General features: G+C 71.8%; 12 protein-coding genes and 1 tRNA gene. 2 read left to right on the top strand and 11 right to left on the bottom strand.

The window, feature by feature from the left end; translation table 11 throughout:
* Positions 1-21: 21 nt before the first annotated feature.
* Entirely contained in the window at positions 22-1,530 is a 1,509-nt protein-coding gene (locus BIU98_RS01710) for a D-alanyl-D-alanine carboxypeptidase/D-alanyl-D-alanine-endopeptidase (protein WP_254787758.1), read from the bottom strand.
* A gap of 73 nt (positions 1,531-1,603) precedes the next feature.
* A complete protein-coding gene (locus BIU98_RS01705) occupies positions 1,604-2,602 on the bottom strand; it encodes a Gfo/Idh/MocA family protein (protein WP_071270393.1) in 999 nt (332 codons plus the stop codon).
* A 151-nt stretch (positions 2,603-2,753) separates the two neighbouring features.
* On the opposite strand from BIU98_RS01705, the gene BIU98_RS01700 reads away from it, so the two are divergent.
* Complete coding sequence (locus BIU98_RS01700) at positions 2,754-4,439, top strand: HAD family acid phosphatase (RefSeq protein ID WP_071270390.1); 1,686 nt, start codon at positions 2,754-2,756, stop codon at positions 4,437-4,439.
* Between the two features lie 255 nt (positions 4,440-4,694).
* Entirely contained in the window at positions 4,695-5,630 is a 936-nt protein-coding gene (locus BIU98_RS01695) for a glycoside hydrolase family 16 protein (RefSeq protein WP_254787757.1), read from the top strand.
* Positions 5,631-5,686: 56 nt separating this feature from the next.
* Here BIU98_RS01695 and BIU98_RS01690 read toward each other — a convergent pair.
* From BIU98_RS01690 to BIU98_RS01650, 9 genes are all read right to left on the bottom strand, one after another.
* Positions 5,687-5,762, bottom strand: a tRNA-Thr gene (locus BIU98_RS01690).
* Between the two features lie 123 nt (positions 5,763-5,885).
* Positions 5,886-7,028 (bottom strand): DNA polymerase III subunit delta', encoded by a 1,143-nt coding sequence (locus tag BIU98_RS01685; protein WP_071270336.1) that lies wholly within the window; start codon positions 7,026-7,028, stop codon positions 5,886-5,888.
* Between the two features lie 37 nt (positions 7,029-7,065).
* Positions 7,066-7,698: a dTMP kinase gene (gene tmk / locus BIU98_RS01680; protein WP_071270333.1), complete on the bottom strand. Its 633-nt coding sequence runs from the start codon at positions 7,696-7,698 to the stop codon at positions 7,066-7,068.
* Positions 7,695-10,529, bottom strand: a complete 2,835-nt coding sequence (gene topA / locus BIU98_RS01675; RefSeq protein WP_071270330.1) for a type I DNA topoisomerase — start codon at positions 10,527-10,529, stop codon at positions 7,695-7,697. The genes tmk and topA overlap by 4 nt, the downstream gene beginning before the upstream one ends.
* The gene (locus BIU98_RS01670) at positions 10,505-10,981 is read right to left on the bottom strand and encodes a hypothetical protein (RefSeq protein WP_139200510.1); all 477 of its coding nucleotides are present in this window, start codon (positions 10,979-10,981) and stop codon (positions 10,505-10,507) included. The genes topA and BIU98_RS01670 overlap by 25 nt, the downstream gene beginning before the upstream one ends.
* A gap of 43 nt (positions 10,982-11,024) precedes the next feature.
* Complete coding sequence (locus BIU98_RS01665) at positions 11,025-11,360, bottom strand: TadE family type IV pilus minor pilin (protein ID WP_071270324.1); 336 nt, start codon at positions 11,358-11,360, stop codon at positions 11,025-11,027.
* Complete coding sequence (locus BIU98_RS19745) at positions 11,341-11,589, bottom strand: DUF4244 domain-containing protein (RefSeq protein WP_071270321.1); 249 nt, start codon at positions 11,587-11,589, stop codon at positions 11,341-11,343. The genes BIU98_RS01665 and BIU98_RS19745 overlap by 20 nt, the downstream gene beginning before the upstream one ends.
* Positions 11,590-11,674: 85 nt before the next feature.
* A complete protein-coding gene (locus BIU98_RS01655) occupies positions 11,675-12,517 on the bottom strand; it encodes a type II secretion system F family protein (RefSeq protein WP_071270318.1) in 843 nt (280 codons plus the stop codon).
* Positions 12,514-13,557, bottom strand: coding sequence for a TadA family conjugal transfer-associated ATPase (locus BIU98_RS01650; RefSeq protein WP_083392864.1), 1,044 nt, complete (start codon positions 13,555-13,557; stop codon positions 12,514-12,516). The genes BIU98_RS01655 and BIU98_RS01650 overlap by 4 nt, the downstream gene beginning before the upstream one ends.
* Positions 13,558-14,025 lie beyond the last annotated feature (468 nt).

Genomic DNA, 14,025 nt, shown 5'->3' with positions numbered 1-14,025 from the left:
ACCCATCCAACACCCGCCGGCTCAGGACCCCGTGAGGCGGTTCCCGCAGGAGTAGGCGGCCGCGGTCACCGCGTCGAGTGCCGGGAGCGCCGAGGCCCTCGGGGAGCCGATGGCGTAGAACGCGAACGTCAGCTTGGTGCCGTCCGCGGCGTCGATGTACCCGCCGAGGGTGTTCGCGCTGTCGATCCAACCGGTCTTCGCGTGCACCGCGCCGCGGGCGACGGCGTTCGCCCCCGTGAAGCGGCTGGTGAGCGTGCCCGACTGGCCGGAGACCGGCAGCACCTGAGCCAGCGTGCCGAGGCCCTTCGCGCCGGCGGCGACCGGGACCATGAGGTGCGCCACGAACGCCGGGGACACCGCGTTCGCCGCGCTCTCCCCGGAGCCGTCCTTGATCACGATGCCGGCCGGGTCCACCCCGTAGGTGGCGAGTGCCTTCTGGTACACGCCGGAGAGCGACGCGGCGGACCCACCGCCGCCGGACTCCCGCGAGGAGATCCTGGCGAGCATCTCGGCGAGGGTGTTGTCGGAGTTCGGGATCATCTGCCCGATGAGCGTCGACACCGGCTGCGACGACACGGTGGCGATCGTCGTCTGGCTCGTCGTGGCGCGCTTCACCAGCTGGGCGTTGCCGGCACCGACGACGCCGGCGTTCGCGAGGGCGGTCCGGAAGGCCGCACCCGCGCGTCCGACCGGGTCCTCGGAGCGCGGCGAGGTCGCTGCTCCTGGGTTCGCCCGGTCGCCGTCGACCATGAGCGCGGTGACCTTCGGCTGGTACCCGATGGTCCGCTCGCTGACGGGCCACGTCGGGTCCCAGGCGTCGGCGTCGTCCCAGTAGGAGTCGTCCGTGACGATCGTGGTGACGGGCGTCTCGCCGAGGCGCGCCTTCACCTGCTGGGCCAGCTGCGCGAGCGTGGGTGCCCCCGGGTACACCGTGGCACCGCCCTGCGACAGGGTGGCGTCACCGTGGCCGACGATCGCGATCGTGCCGCTGCCCTCGTCGGTGACGGTGGTGGGGATGGTGTGACCGCCGCCGAGGACCGCCAGTGCCGTCGCGGTCGTCAGGGTCTTCATGACGCTGCCGGTCTGGGCCGGGGTGTCGCCGTTCTTCGAGAACAGGGTCTCCCCCGTCGTGGCGTTCATGACGTAGCCCTCGAAGTTCCCGAGGCCGGGCGCTGCGGCGGCTCCGGCGATCGAGCACGTCCGGGCGGCAGCCGCTGGCTGGCTGGCGGTCGGGGTGGCCGTCGGCGTCGCGGTCGGCGTCGCACGCGCCTTCGGCGTGCGGGTCGGTGTCGGAGACGCCGAACGAGTCCGGGTCGGCGTGGCGGACGCGGTCGTGCGTGTCGAGGCAGACGCCGAGGCCGTCGACGTCGGTGCGTCGGCGGAGGCGATCGCGACCGCACCTCCGGAACCGACCGCGACGACGGCGACCAGACCACCGACCACCCAGGGCACCGGCTTCCGCCGCATCGAGGCGCGGATCGCGGAGAGCCCGCCACGGAGGCGGTCGGGGAAGGACTGGTGCTGGGACATCGGAAGCGATCCTACGGAACCGCGGGAGGAGCCTCCAGGCCGACTTCGCCGGGATGTGGAGGACGGGAGTGCGCTACCGGGCTGTGGAGGAGGCGGAGTCGGCGGCGTACCGGACTCCGACCTGACGGCGGGCCTCGTCCATCGCGGCCATCACGACGACCGTCTCCTCCGGGTCCATCGCGCCGCCCTCGTGGTCACCGGACTCGATCATCGCCTCGAAGGCGCGGACCTCGTGCGCGTAGCCCGCCAGTTCCTCGCGGCCGTCGAACTCTTCGACGACGACGCCGTCCCGGTCACGGAGCCGCCACGTCGTCGGGGTGTACCAGGTCGCGTCGATGTCGATGCGGCCGTCCTCGCCGATGATCGACGCCGTGTTCGGGCTCCGCACGTCGAGCGCGAAGTGCACGGTGGACTGCGTCCCGCCCTCGTGGGTCATGACGATGCCCATCTGCGTGTCCACGCCCTGGTCGCTGAGGGTGCCGGCTGCGGCGACCGCCGACGGCGCTCCGAGGACGTCGATCGCGAACGAGATCGGGTAGACGCCGAGGTCCAGGATGGCGCCGCCGCCGAGCGCGGGGTCGTTGAGCCGGTGCGTCGGGTCGTCCGGGAGCGCCTGGTGGTGGGTCGCCTCGACGAGTCGGGGTCGGCCGATGCGCCCTTCGGCGACGAGCTCGCGGATCATCGTCATCTGCGGCAGGAAGCGGGTCCACATCGCCTCCATCACGGCCACGTCGGCGCGTCGTGCGGCGTCGACGACCGCCCGGGCCTCGTCGGCGGTGATGGTGAACGCCTTCTCGACGAGCACGTGCTTGCCTGCGGCGATGGCCAGCAGGGCGTCCTCGGCGTGCCGGGAGTGCGGCGTGGCCACGTAGACCGCGTCGACCTCGTCGTCGGCGACGAGGTCCGCGTAGCTGCCGTGCGCGCGTGCGATGCCGTACTCGGCGGCGAAGGACTCGGCGCTCTCCTGCGTCCGGCTGCCGACCGCGGTGAACACCACCCCGGCCGCCGTGCAGTCGCCCACGAAGGTCCGGGCGATGCCGCCCGTCCCGATGACTCCCCATCGAACCGTCATGGGCCATGTCTACCAGTGGGTCCTCCACACCCGCCGGTCCGTTCTGGTCTGTCCACATGCAGGCGATTGCTCTGGACCGCACGGCGGACTGCCAGCTAGCGTGCTCGAGCGACCCCCGATCAGGGGCCGTCTCCTCGAGATCAGGATCCCCATGCGCCGTTCCGCGTCCCCCTCCCGGTTGTTCGCCGTCGCCGCCGCGGCAGCAGCCGTCGTCGTCACGTCCACGGTCGTCGGCGCCGTCCCGGCGTCCGCGCACGGCTGGGGCTCGCCCGGCCACGGGCACGGCCACGGGAGCGAGGCCGCGCTCGCACCGCGGACGTCCTTCACGATGGCGCCGGACGGGTCCTCCGGTGCGACGCAGGGCGGCGAGGGCATCCCGAACATCGACTCCGTCAAGAAGACCATCGCCACGTACTACGGCGACCCGGGCACCGGCATCGCGGACAAGACGGACTCCCCGTACATCCGCGAGATGACCCGCATCGTCGCCCGGCAGACGGCGCAGCTGCAGCGCATCCACGACCGCGCAGTCCGGCGCGGCGAGAAGCCCGCGATCGTGCTCGACGCCGACGACACCACGCTCTGGACCTACGACATGGAGGTCGCGGACATGCACTTCGTGTTCGACCCCACCGAGCAGGACGCCTGGGTGCAGGACCAGCGGTTCCCCGCCACCCCGTCGATGGTGGGCTTCGTGGACACCGCGTCGCGGATGGGCTTCACGGTCTTCGGGCTCACCGGCCGGAACGACGACCAGAAGGCCGCCACGGTGGCCAACCTCGCGAAGGTCGGGTACCAGGGCTTCACGCCCGACACCTTCTTCACGAAGTGGACCGGGGTCGGCGCCTCCCAGCAGCCGTCGTACGTGCAGTGTGCGACCGCCAAGTGCACCACCGTCGAGTACAAGGCCCAGACGCGCAAGCACATCGAGCAGGACCTCGGCTACGACATCACGCTGAACGTGGGCGACCAGTGGAGCGACCTGCAGGGCGGGTACGCGGACCGGACGCTCAAGCTCCCCAACCCGACCTACTACCTCCCCTCGACGAACCTGCCGGGGGTGACGGAACCGCGGCTCGCGCCGCGCACCCGCTTCACGATGGCTCCCGACGGTTCCTCCGGCGCGACCCAGGGCGGTGAGGGCATCCCGAACATCGACTCGGTGAAGTCCACGATCGCCACGTACTACGGCGACACCGGCACCGGCATCGCCGACAAGACACACTCCCCCTACATCCGTGAGATGCGCTCGATCGTCGCCCGCCAGGCGCCCGTCGTCGCCGCGCAGTGTGCCGCTGGCCGGTACCAGCACCGCAACCCCGCCGTCGTGCTGGACGCGGACGACACCACGCTGTGGACCTACGACATGGAGGTCGCCGACATGCACTTCGTCTTCAACCCCGCCGAGCAGGACGTCTGGGTCCAGGACCAGCGCTTCCCGGCCACCCCGTCGATGACGTCCCTCGTCGCGATCGCCCAGCGGGCCGGCTGCACCGTCATCGGACTGACCGGACGCAACGACGACCAGAAGGCGGCGACGATCGCGAACCTGCAGAAGGTCGGCTTCCCCCAGTTCACCGCCGAGCGACGCGGCACGCAGACGTACTACACGAAGTGGACCGGTGTCGGCGCCTCGCAGCAGCCGTCGTACGTGCAGTGCGCCACCGCCAAGTGCACGACGGTCGAGTACAAGTCGCAGACGCGTGCGCACATCGAGTCCCGGAGCGGCGGGCACTACGACGTCGTCGCGAACTTCGGCGACCAGTTCAGCGACCTGCTCGGGGGCTCGGCCGACCGCTCCGTGAAGCTGCCGAACCCGACGTACTACCTGCCGTAGGTCCCTGCACCGGCGGACGGGAGGCGCGCCTCCCGTCCGCCGTCGCGGCTTCCGCGTCCATGTGCCCCCCGGACTGGGGGCGATGGCCGCGTCGCACACTGTCATGTCAGCGGGAAGCCGCAAAGGCCGCGCTGACCTGGCTGCCAGACCAGCCAGCCGTCACCCGCGGAGTTAGCGTTGAGGCGTACTCGAAGGTGAAGACGAGAACGATCTGGACCCCGGAGATCCCTGAGGCAGATGTTCCGCGGGGTTCCCATGATCAAGCGTGTGATGACAGTGGTGGTGGTGGCGGCGGGTGCGGCGGCGCTGGCCCTCGCGACCGTCGCCCCGGCCGGCTCCTCCGAGCCCGCCCCCGGGACGGCCGGCAGCTCGGTGCAGAGCGCCACGCCCTCCGCACCCGCCACGAAGCAGCCCTCGGCGCCCGGTTCGGCAGCGTCAGCGCGCGTCGACGAGTCGACCACGCCGGCCACCCCGTCCGTCCCCTCCGCGACGGCCGGAACGCCGTCGTCGAGCGCCGAACCCGACCCCACGGTGCCCCCGGCGGCCGCTGACGAGACGACGGCGCCCCCGGCCGGTGCGACCTTCTCCGAGGGCTTCGACACGCCCGCTCCGGCGGGTGGTGCGTTCGCCGCCACGTACGCGAACGCCTGGCAGCCCTACCCGGACGCCACCGGCGGCAAGTACTGGTCCAGCCTGGTCGCGAGTGCCCACGACGGCGTGATGGACGTCACGCTGGACGGTGCACACGGTGTCGCCGGGACGTTCGGGACACCGACCGACGCCTGGTCGCACGTCGGCGGGACCTTCAGCATCCGCGCGAAGGCCAGCGGCGGTGCCGGCAACGGCGTGGCCGTGATGCTCTGGCCGACGTCGAACGTCCGGAGCGACGGCGAGCTGAACTACCCCGAGGGTCAGTTCGAAGGACGCCCGACGGTCTTCCACCACTCGATGGTCCCCGGACACGAGGACAAGGCCAAGTCGATCGACACGTACGTGTCGTGGCACGGCTGGCACACCTACACGACCGACTGGGTCCCCGGGCAGTACGTCAAGTACTACCTCGACGGCGAGCTCATCGGCACCGTGACCGAGAACGTCCCCACGACGCCGCACCGCTACATGTTCCAGACCGGCAACTGGGGCCAGCCGGGGCACCTGCTCATCGACTGGGTCGCCACCACCACGAACTGACCAACGAAGAGAACCCCGGTCGGGGCCCTGAACTGGGCCCCGACCGGGGTTCTTCGTGGAGCCGCCTGTCGGAATCGAACCGACGACCTATTCATTACGAGTGAATCGCTCTACCGACTGAGCTAAGGCGGCGCACGCTCCGGATCCGGAGCGGCACGGGTCACGACTATACAGGTTCAGACCCGCGAGCGCGAAACGAGCGCACTGCGCGCGTCGCTGGAGATCGCGCGCGGGCCTCGGCGTCGTCCGCCGGGTTCAGCGGAGGGCGCGGACCAGCGTGACCAGGAGCGCCTCGAGCGCCAGCAGCGCCGCGACGTTCGCGGCGATCCGCTGCCGGGCCAGGGCGATCGCGTCGAGGATCTCGAGGGCCGCCGCGGGCGGGACCGATCCCTGTGCGCGGTCGAGCTCGTCCTGCATCGCGAGGTTCACCGGTTCGACCGGCGCGCCGAGTCCCATCAGCAGGAGGTCCCGGTAGAGCGAGGAGACGTCCACCAGGATGCGGTCGAGGCCGTCGCGGAGACTCCGGGTGGCCCGACGCTTCTGGTCCTCTTCCATGGCACGGAGCTGCGACCGGAGCGCCGGCGGCACCGTGCCACCCGGTTCGACCCCGAGGGACCGAAGGGCGGCGTCGCGCTCTTCCGCGTCGCGCTCCATGGTGATCGACTTGGCGTCCTCGTCGGCGACGGCGAGGAGTTCGGCCGCGGCGGTGACGGCCTCTCCGACGCTCCGGATGCCGAGCACGGTCTGCAGGGTCCTGCGTCGGCGCTCCCGTGCCTCGGGGCTGGTGGCCAGGCGCTGCGCCATGCCGATGTGGCTCTGGGCCTGTCGTGCCGCATCGAGCGCGAGGGCACGGTCGACCCCGGTCCGGGCGACGAGCAGGTCGGCCACGGACTCGATGCCGGGGACCCGCAGCCGGACAGAACGGACGCGGGACCGGATGGTCGGGAGCAGGTCGGCCTCGCTCGGTGCGCAGAGGATCCAGACGGTGCGCTCCGGCGGTTCCTCGAGCGCCTTGAGCAGCAGGTTCGACGTGCGCTCCGTCATGCGGTCGGCGTCCTCGATGATGACGACACGCCAGCGACCGACCGACGGCGAGTAGTACGACGACGTCACCAGGTGCCGGATCTCGTCGATCGTGATGATCACCCGCTGGGTCGTCAGCACGGCGACGTCGGGGTGCGTGTGCGCCGTGATCTGTCGGAGGGTGTGGTCGTCGTCCGGTCCGGAGCCGACGAGGGCTGCGGCGAAGGCGGTGGCGACGTTCGACCTGCCGGAACCCGCGGGGCCGGTGATCAGCCACGAGTGCGTCATCCCACCGGTGTCGTCGGGTGACTCGGCCGCGTTGCGGAGCGCGGCGACCGCTTCGTCCTGGCCGGTCAGGCCGTCCCACACGCTCACAGGGACATCCTGGCAGCGACCACCGACGAGTCCACGCTCATGCGCCGATCCCGACGAGCGGTGCGAGCGCACGACGGATCGTCTGCTGGACGTCGTCCGTCGGCCGGGCGGCGTCGACCACGAGGAAGCGGTCGGGCTCGGCGTCGGCCATGTCCAGGAAGGCGCGGCGGACGGTCTCGTGGAACACCGCGGCCTCGGACTCCAGGCGGTCGAAGGTGTCTCCGCGAGCGGCTGCCACGCGGGCGCGCCCCTCGGTGACGTCGAGGTCGAGCAGGACCGTCCGGTCGGGCCGGAGGCCGTCGGCGGCCCAGTCCGAGACGCCGCGGACGTGCTCGGCACCGAGTCCACGGGCGACACCCTGGTAGGCCACGGACGAGTCGATGTAGCGGTCTTGCAGCACGACCTCGCCCCGCGCGAGCGCCGGCCGCACGACCGTCTCGACGTGGTGCGCGCGATCGGCGGCGTAGAGCAGGGCCTCGGCCCGGGGGGCGATGTGCCCCCGCTCGTGCAGGACGATCTCGCGGACGCGGACCCCGAGGTCGGTGCCCCCTGGCTCGCGGGTGCGGACGACCGTCCGGCCGTTGGCCTCGAGCCACGCCGTGAGCAGTTCGGCCTGCGTGGTCTTCCCCGCCCCGTCGCCGCCCTCGAGCGTGATGAAGCGGCCGGTCACTTCTTCTTGGCCGGAGCGCGTCGCGCGGGGGCCTTCTTCTTGACCGGGCCCTTCGCGCGCTTGTCGGCGAGGAGCTGGACAGCGCGCTCGAAGTCGACGGCCTCGACCTCTTCGCCGCGCGGGATCGTGGCGTTCGTCTCACCGTCGGTGACGTACGGACCGAAGCGGCCGTCCTTCATCTTGATCGGCTTCCCCGACACCGGGTCGGCTTCGAACTCCTTGAGGGACGCACTCGCGGCACGCTTGGCGCCGTACTTCGGCTGCGCGAAGATCTCAAGCGCACCGGCGAGGTCGACGTCGAAGATCGCGTCCTCGCTCGGCAGCGTGCGGGTGTCCGTCCCCTTCTTCAGGTACGGGCCGTAGCGGCCGTTCTGCGCGGTGATCTCGTCACCGGACTCCGGGTCGGCGCCGACCGTCCTCGGCAGGGACAGCAGCTTCAGCGCCGTCTCGAGGTCGACGCTCTGCGGGTCCATCGACTTGAACAGCGAGGCGGTGCGCTCCTTCGGGGCGGCAGCCTTCTTCGCGGGCTTCTTGGCCTTGGTGGCAGTGGCCTTCGTCGCGGTGGCGGTCGTCCCGGCGGCAGCGGCCTTCTTCGCGGCAGCGGCGGTGGTCTTCTTCGCCGCAGCGGTCGTCGCGGCGGGCTCCGGCTCCGCAGGGGTCTCGATGACCTCTCCGGTCGCCGGGTCCACCTGGGGCTCGGGCTCCGGCGTGCGCTCGGTCACGTACGGACCGAAGCGGCCGTCCTTCGCCAGGACCTCCTTGCCCGTCTCCGGGTTGATCCCGACCACGCGGTCACTGACGACCGGGGCCTCGACGAGTTCGCGGGCCTTCTCGGCCGTGAGCTCGTCCGGGGCGAGGTCCTCGGGGACGTTGACGCGGCGGGGCTTCTCCGGGTCGTCGCTCGGGGTCTCGATGTACGGGCCGTACCGACCGATGCGGAGGGTCAGGCCGGGCGAGAGCTCGACGGAGTTGATCTCCCTGGCGTCGATCTCACCGAGGTTGTCGATGACCGTGCGGAGCCCGCGCTGGTCACCGCCACCGAAGTAGAAGCCCTTGAGCCAGTCGACGCGGTCGGCCTCGCCGTTGGCGATCCGGTCGAGGTCGTTCTCCATCTCGGCCGTGAAGTCGTACTCCACGAGGTCGCCGAAGTAGTCCTCGAGCAGCCGCACCACGCTGAACGCGATCCAGTTCGGGACGAGCGAGGTGCCGCGCGGGGTCACGTAGCCGCGGTCGACGATCGTCGAGATGATCGCCGCGTAGGTGGAGGGGCGCCCGATGCCGAGCTCCTCCAGCGTCTTGACGAGGCTGGCCTCGGTGTAGCGCGGCGGTGCGGAGGTGTCGTGCCCCTTGGCCTCGACGTCGTCGACCCCGAGGTGGTCGCCCTCGGTCATGACCGGGAGCTTGGCGTCGGCGGGGTTCGCCGACGCGTCGTGGCGCTCTTCGTCACGGCCCTCTTCGTAGGCGTTGAGGAAGCCACGGAACGTGATGACGGTGCCGGACGCGGTGAACTCGACGTCCGTGCCCGCCGCCGTGGACGCGAGGCCCTCGACGGACTCCGCGGAGGTGATCCCGAGGACGACGGAGGCGGTGGAGCCCTTGGCGTCCGCCATCTGCGACGCGACGGTGCGCTTCCAGATGAGGTCGTAGAGCTTCCAGTCGTTGCCGCGGAGGACCCTCTCCATCTGCGACGGCGTGCGGAACACGTCACCGGCGGGGCGGATGGCCTCGTGGGCTTCCTGGGCGTTCTTGCTCTTGCCGGCGTAGCTGCGCGGCTTGTCCGGGATCGTGTCCCCGCCGTAGAGCTCCGAGGCCTGCTTGCGGGCTGCGGCGACCGCCTGCTGCGAGAGCGACGCGGAGTCGGTTCGCATGTAGGTGATGTGGCCGTTCTCGTACAGCGACTGGGCGACGCTCATCGTCTGCCGAGCGGAGAAGCGGAGCTTGCGCGCGGCTTCCTGCTGCAGGGTCGACGTGGTGAACGGTGCGGCCGGTCGACGTGTGTAGGGCTTGGAGTCGACGCTGCGCACGACGGCGTCCCCGGCACGCTCGAGCACGGCGGTCAGGGCGGTGGCGGAGGCCTCGTCGAGCCGGACGGCGTCCGAGGTGGTGACACCGCGGTCGTCGAAGTCACGGCCGGACGCGACACGAGTGCCGTGGATCCGGGCGAGCTTCGCCGTGAAGGCGCTGTCGCCGGTCTTCTCGAAGCGGGCGGTCAGGTCCCAGTAGTTGGCCGAGACGAAGGCGAGCCGCTCGCGTTCACGGTCGACGACCAGGCGGGTGGCGGCGGACTGCACGCGGCCGGCGGACAGGCCGGGGCCGACCTTGCGCCAGAGCACCGGCGAGACCTCGAAGCCGTAGAGACGGTCGAGGATGCGGCGGGTCTCCTGGGCGTCGACGAGCGCGGTGTCGAGGTCGCGGGTGGCTTCCTGGGCGCGCTGGATCGCTTCCTTGGTGATCTCGTGGAAGACCATGCGCTTCACGGGCACCTTGGGCTTCAGCACCTGGAGGAGGTGCCACGCGATGGCCTCGCCCTCGCGGTCCTCATCTGTGGCGAGGTAGAGCTCGTCGGCGTCCTTCAGGGCGCGCTTGAGGTCGGCGACCGTCTTCTTCTTGGCATCGGAGACCACGTAGTACGGCTCGAACCCGTTGTCGACGTCGACCGAGAACTTGCCGATCGAGCCCTTCTTGAGCTCCGGGGGCAGGTTCTTGGGCTCGATGAGGTCACGGATGTGTCCGACTGACGCCTGGACTTCGTATCCGTCACCGAGGTATTGCGCGATCGTCTTCGCCTTCGCGGGGCTCTCGACGATCACGAGCTTCTTCGTGCCTGGCACGTGACTCCTTGATCGATGGTGCTGTCGGCCCTGGGACGCGGACGCGTCCGGGTCGACCGGGACATCGATGACCGGCGGGCCGACAGGCACACCATACACACAGTGACGGGGATGCCCGCCGGGTCGATGTCCGCGTCGTGTGTCGACGCGTCGGCGGTCGGAGGACCGGCGAGCGCGGCGGCCTCGACGTCGACGAGCCCGGCGCGCAGGCGCACCCGGACCCGGACGACGGCGTCGGCGACGTCACACGAGGAGACCCGTGCCCCGTTGCCACGAGCCGCATGGTCCGCAGCGACGCACGGTTCACCGCGGACCAGTCCGACGGCTGCCGCCGCCCCGGCCACGGCGGCGGCGTCCGCGGCCCCCTGGGACCGCACGAGCGCGACCCGGGTGCCAGCGGCGGCGAGCAGTGCCGCGGCGAGGAGCATCGTCGCAGTGACGACGCCGACCATGACGACGGTCGCTGATCCGCGGTCAACGGCCGCGGATCCGCGGTCACCGTCCGCCGTCCGCCGCACAGCCCCTCGCCCGGAGCGTGAGGGAGGAGAAGGGGCCGCTGCCGGAGCGCTCGACGGTGACACAGACCAGGCCGTCGTGCCGGTCGACCTGGCTGCCTGCCCCGGCGGCGAGTCGTCCCAGCGCCGCCTGTGCACCGTCGGCGTCGTCGCGGCCCCAGGCCCGAGCGGCCGTGGCGGCAGCGACCTGCAGGCGCCCCTGCGCGTCGACGAGCAGGACCCCGCCGATCGCGAGGGAGACGACCACGGCCACGACGGGCAGCGCGACGGCGAACTCGACCGTGACGGCACCACGGTCACAGGGAGAGCGCACCACGGACCAGGTCCGTGAGGATCGCCTGGACCTCGCCGGAGCGCATCACCGCCACGAGGACACCGGCGAAGGCCACGGCGGCGAGGATCACGACGGCGTACTCGGCGGTGGCGGAGCCGCGGTCGTCGTCGAGCGCAGGACGACGACGGACGGCGCCACCGCGTGCGGGACGACGGAGCGGGGCGTGGACGGAGCGACGGTCTGGCCGGGAGTCCGGAGTGGAGGTGGTCATGCTGGGGTTCCCTTCTCTTCTGGTGCGACCAGCCTGGCGACCGGGCATGTCCCTCCACGCGGCTGCGGACACACCCGTGGACAAGTCACCCGACACCCGACACGGTGGAGGACAGGATGCCCACGACGACGGGGACCACCCCCACGAGCACGAACGCCGGCAGCACACACGTCCCGAGCGGCAGCACGAGCCGGACCCCGAGCCGTTCGGCGGCGGCCAGGGCGTCCGCGGCGACGTCGTCGCGCACGTCGTCGGCGGCGGCCCGGAGCAGCGCCGCCGCCGGCACCCCGGCCCGACGTGCCAGGTCGAGCGTCTCCCGCAGGCGGTCGGCCTCGACGGACCGCGACGGCCGGTCGCGCATGGCCTCGCGGACGGCCGACGCGGCGCTCGTCCAGGAACCTCCTCCGGCGAGCGCCACCGCCCACGCGTCGAGGAGCACCCCGGGGACCGCGCCCTCCGGGGTCGCGGCACGGACCAGTCGAGCGCTCCAGGCGCGACCGACGCCGACCAGGAGCAGCGCGGACGTGCCGCACACCCACCCCACGGGTGACCCCAGCAGCACCGCCGTGGTGTCGATCCCCCACAGGGAGCCGAGCACCACGCCGAGCAGCGGCAGCGCGAGCACGACGTTCGCACTGGTCCGTGGTCCGGCGAGCGCCACCCGGACGGCACGGTCGCCGGACGCCGCCCGCCGCAGCGCCCCTGCCAGCGCTCGGAGCGTCGGTGCGACAGGCGCCCCGGTGCGCTCGGCGACGGCGAGCACGGTGCGGACGTCGTCCCAAGCTGGTGCACCGCTCCCCCGCTCGGGGTCGAAGGACGCCAGGGCCTTCGCCCGCGGGGCCGGGATCCCGGCTGCGACCAGCGTCGCCACCTGGTCGAGCACACGAGCTGTCCGGACCGGGTCGAACGTCGGAACCGGGCGGCTCACCGATGCTCGTCCGGGAGCGGACGTCGACGGCCGTGGGGTTCCGCTCCGGCCGCCGGTGTGACGGCGAGCCGACCGGCGGAGTCGACCCCGAGCCTCCCGGCAGCGGCCAGCCGGCGGGTACCCCGCGAACGCTCCAGGTGCAGCACGAGGTCGAACGCGCTCGCCGCCTGCCGCGCAAGTGCGTCGGGGTCGAGCCCCGCCAGCGCGCCGAGGGCCTCGAGCCGCGCGGGCACGTCCGCGATCCCGTTCGCGTGCACGGTACCGGCTCCGCCGTCGTGCCCGGTGTTGAGCGCCGACATGAGCTCCCGCACCTCGGCGCCACGGCACTCACCGACGACGATCCGGTCCGGACGCATCCGCAGGGCCTCGCGGACGAGCCGGTCGAGCCCGAGTGCTCCCGCACCTTCGGCGTTCGCCTGGCGGGCCTCGAGCCCCACGACGTGTGGGTGGTCGACGCGGAGCTCGGCGACGTCCTCGACCGTGACGATGCGTTCGTCGTGCGGGACGAGCCCGAGCATGGCCGCCAGCAGGGTCGTCTTCCCACTCCCGGTCGCGCCGGAGACCAGGACGTTCCGCCGCCGCGTGACCGCGTCCTCCACGAGTCGGCGCGACACCCGGTCGAACATGCCGTTCTGTGCGAGTGAGTCGACCGTCGGTGGTGCGCCGCGCGGCAACCGGATGGAGAGGGCAGTGCCGCGCACCGCCACGGGCGCGAGGACCACGTGGACGCGGACGCCCTCGCCGTGGCGGACGTCCGCGATCGGCGTGGACTCGTCGACGTGCCGGCCGCCGAGCGCGACGAGCCGGGTCGCGAGTTCCCTGGTCCGGGTCTCGTCGATCCGGAGCCCGGTGTCCACGAGTCCGGTCCCGCGGTCGACCCACACCGACAGACCGCCCTGGACGAGGACGTCGGTCACGGAGTCGTCGAGCACGAAGGGTGCGAGCTCCTCGAACTCCAGCGTGTCGGTGCCGCTGCGGAGCCGGACGGGCGGGGTCGACCCCGGCAGGAACGGTGGGGCATCGGCGCGGTGGCGGTACATGCGGGCACGCTAAGCGGCGCTGAAGCGGCAGCGTCCGACCATGCAGGGGTCTGTGGAGGTCCTGTGGCCGAGCTGCCAGCGGGACGTTTTGTACCCCGTTCGGTGGCGACGTACCCCGGGTGATCTCGTGGCGAGTCCGTGATCCGCAGCCGGCGACGACACCCGGGACCGCGCCGTCCCGACGACGTCGCTCGACCGATGTACCACCGGTCGGTCAGTGGTGGTGTATGCGTCGACATGGACCGGTCTGTCCACCGTTCGGCATCAACGCGCGGATCGGCCCGATCTCCGGGCCCGCAACAGACGATGGATCGCGTGGATTGCGTCCGGGAAATAGAAGAGGCGGCACCGGTTGGGGGGAACAGGTGCCGCCAGGACACCGGAGGATTGGGGGGAATCCGATCCGATGCCGCCGGAAACGAGTCCGGCAAGCACCACTGTACCCCACGACGGGCCGTCCGGGGCAAC

The organism is Curtobacterium sp. MMLR14_010, assembly GCF_001865015.1.
Classification (GTDB): domain Bacteria; phylum Actinomycetota; class Actinomycetes; order Actinomycetales; family Microbacteriaceae; genus Curtobacterium.
This window is presented reverse-complemented; position numbering and strand designations above follow the sequence as displayed.

Excerpts from the sequence above, each read along its gene's own strand:
- BIU98_RS01695 (WP_254787757.1), top strand. The coding sequence starts at position 4,695 with ATGATCAAGCGTGTGATGACAGTGGTGGTGGTGGCGGCGGGTGCGGCG.
- BIU98_RS01710 (WP_254787758.1), bottom strand. The coding sequence starts at position 1,530 with ATGTCCCAGCACCAGTCCTTCCCCGACCGCCTCCGTGGCGGGCTCTCC.
- BIU98_RS01705 (WP_071270393.1), bottom strand. The coding sequence starts at position 2,602 with ATGACGGTTCGATGGGGAGTCATCGGGACGGGCGGCATCGCCCGGACC.
- BIU98_RS19745 (WP_071270321.1), bottom strand. The coding sequence starts at position 11,589 with ATGACCACCTCCACTCCGGACTCCCGGCCAGACCGTCGCTCCGTCCAC.
- BIU98_RS01700 (WP_071270390.1), top strand. The coding sequence starts at position 2,754 with ATGCGCCGTTCCGCGTCCCCCTCCCGGTTGTTCGCCGTCGCCGCCGCG.
- BIU98_RS01650 (WP_083392864.1), bottom strand. The coding sequence starts at position 13,557 with ATGTACCGCCACCGCGCCGATGCCCCACCGTTCCTGCCGGGGTCGACC.
- BIU98_RS01670 (WP_139200510.1), bottom strand. The coding sequence starts at position 10,981 with ATGGTCGGCGTCGTCACTGCGACGATGCTCCTCGCCGCGGCACTGCTC.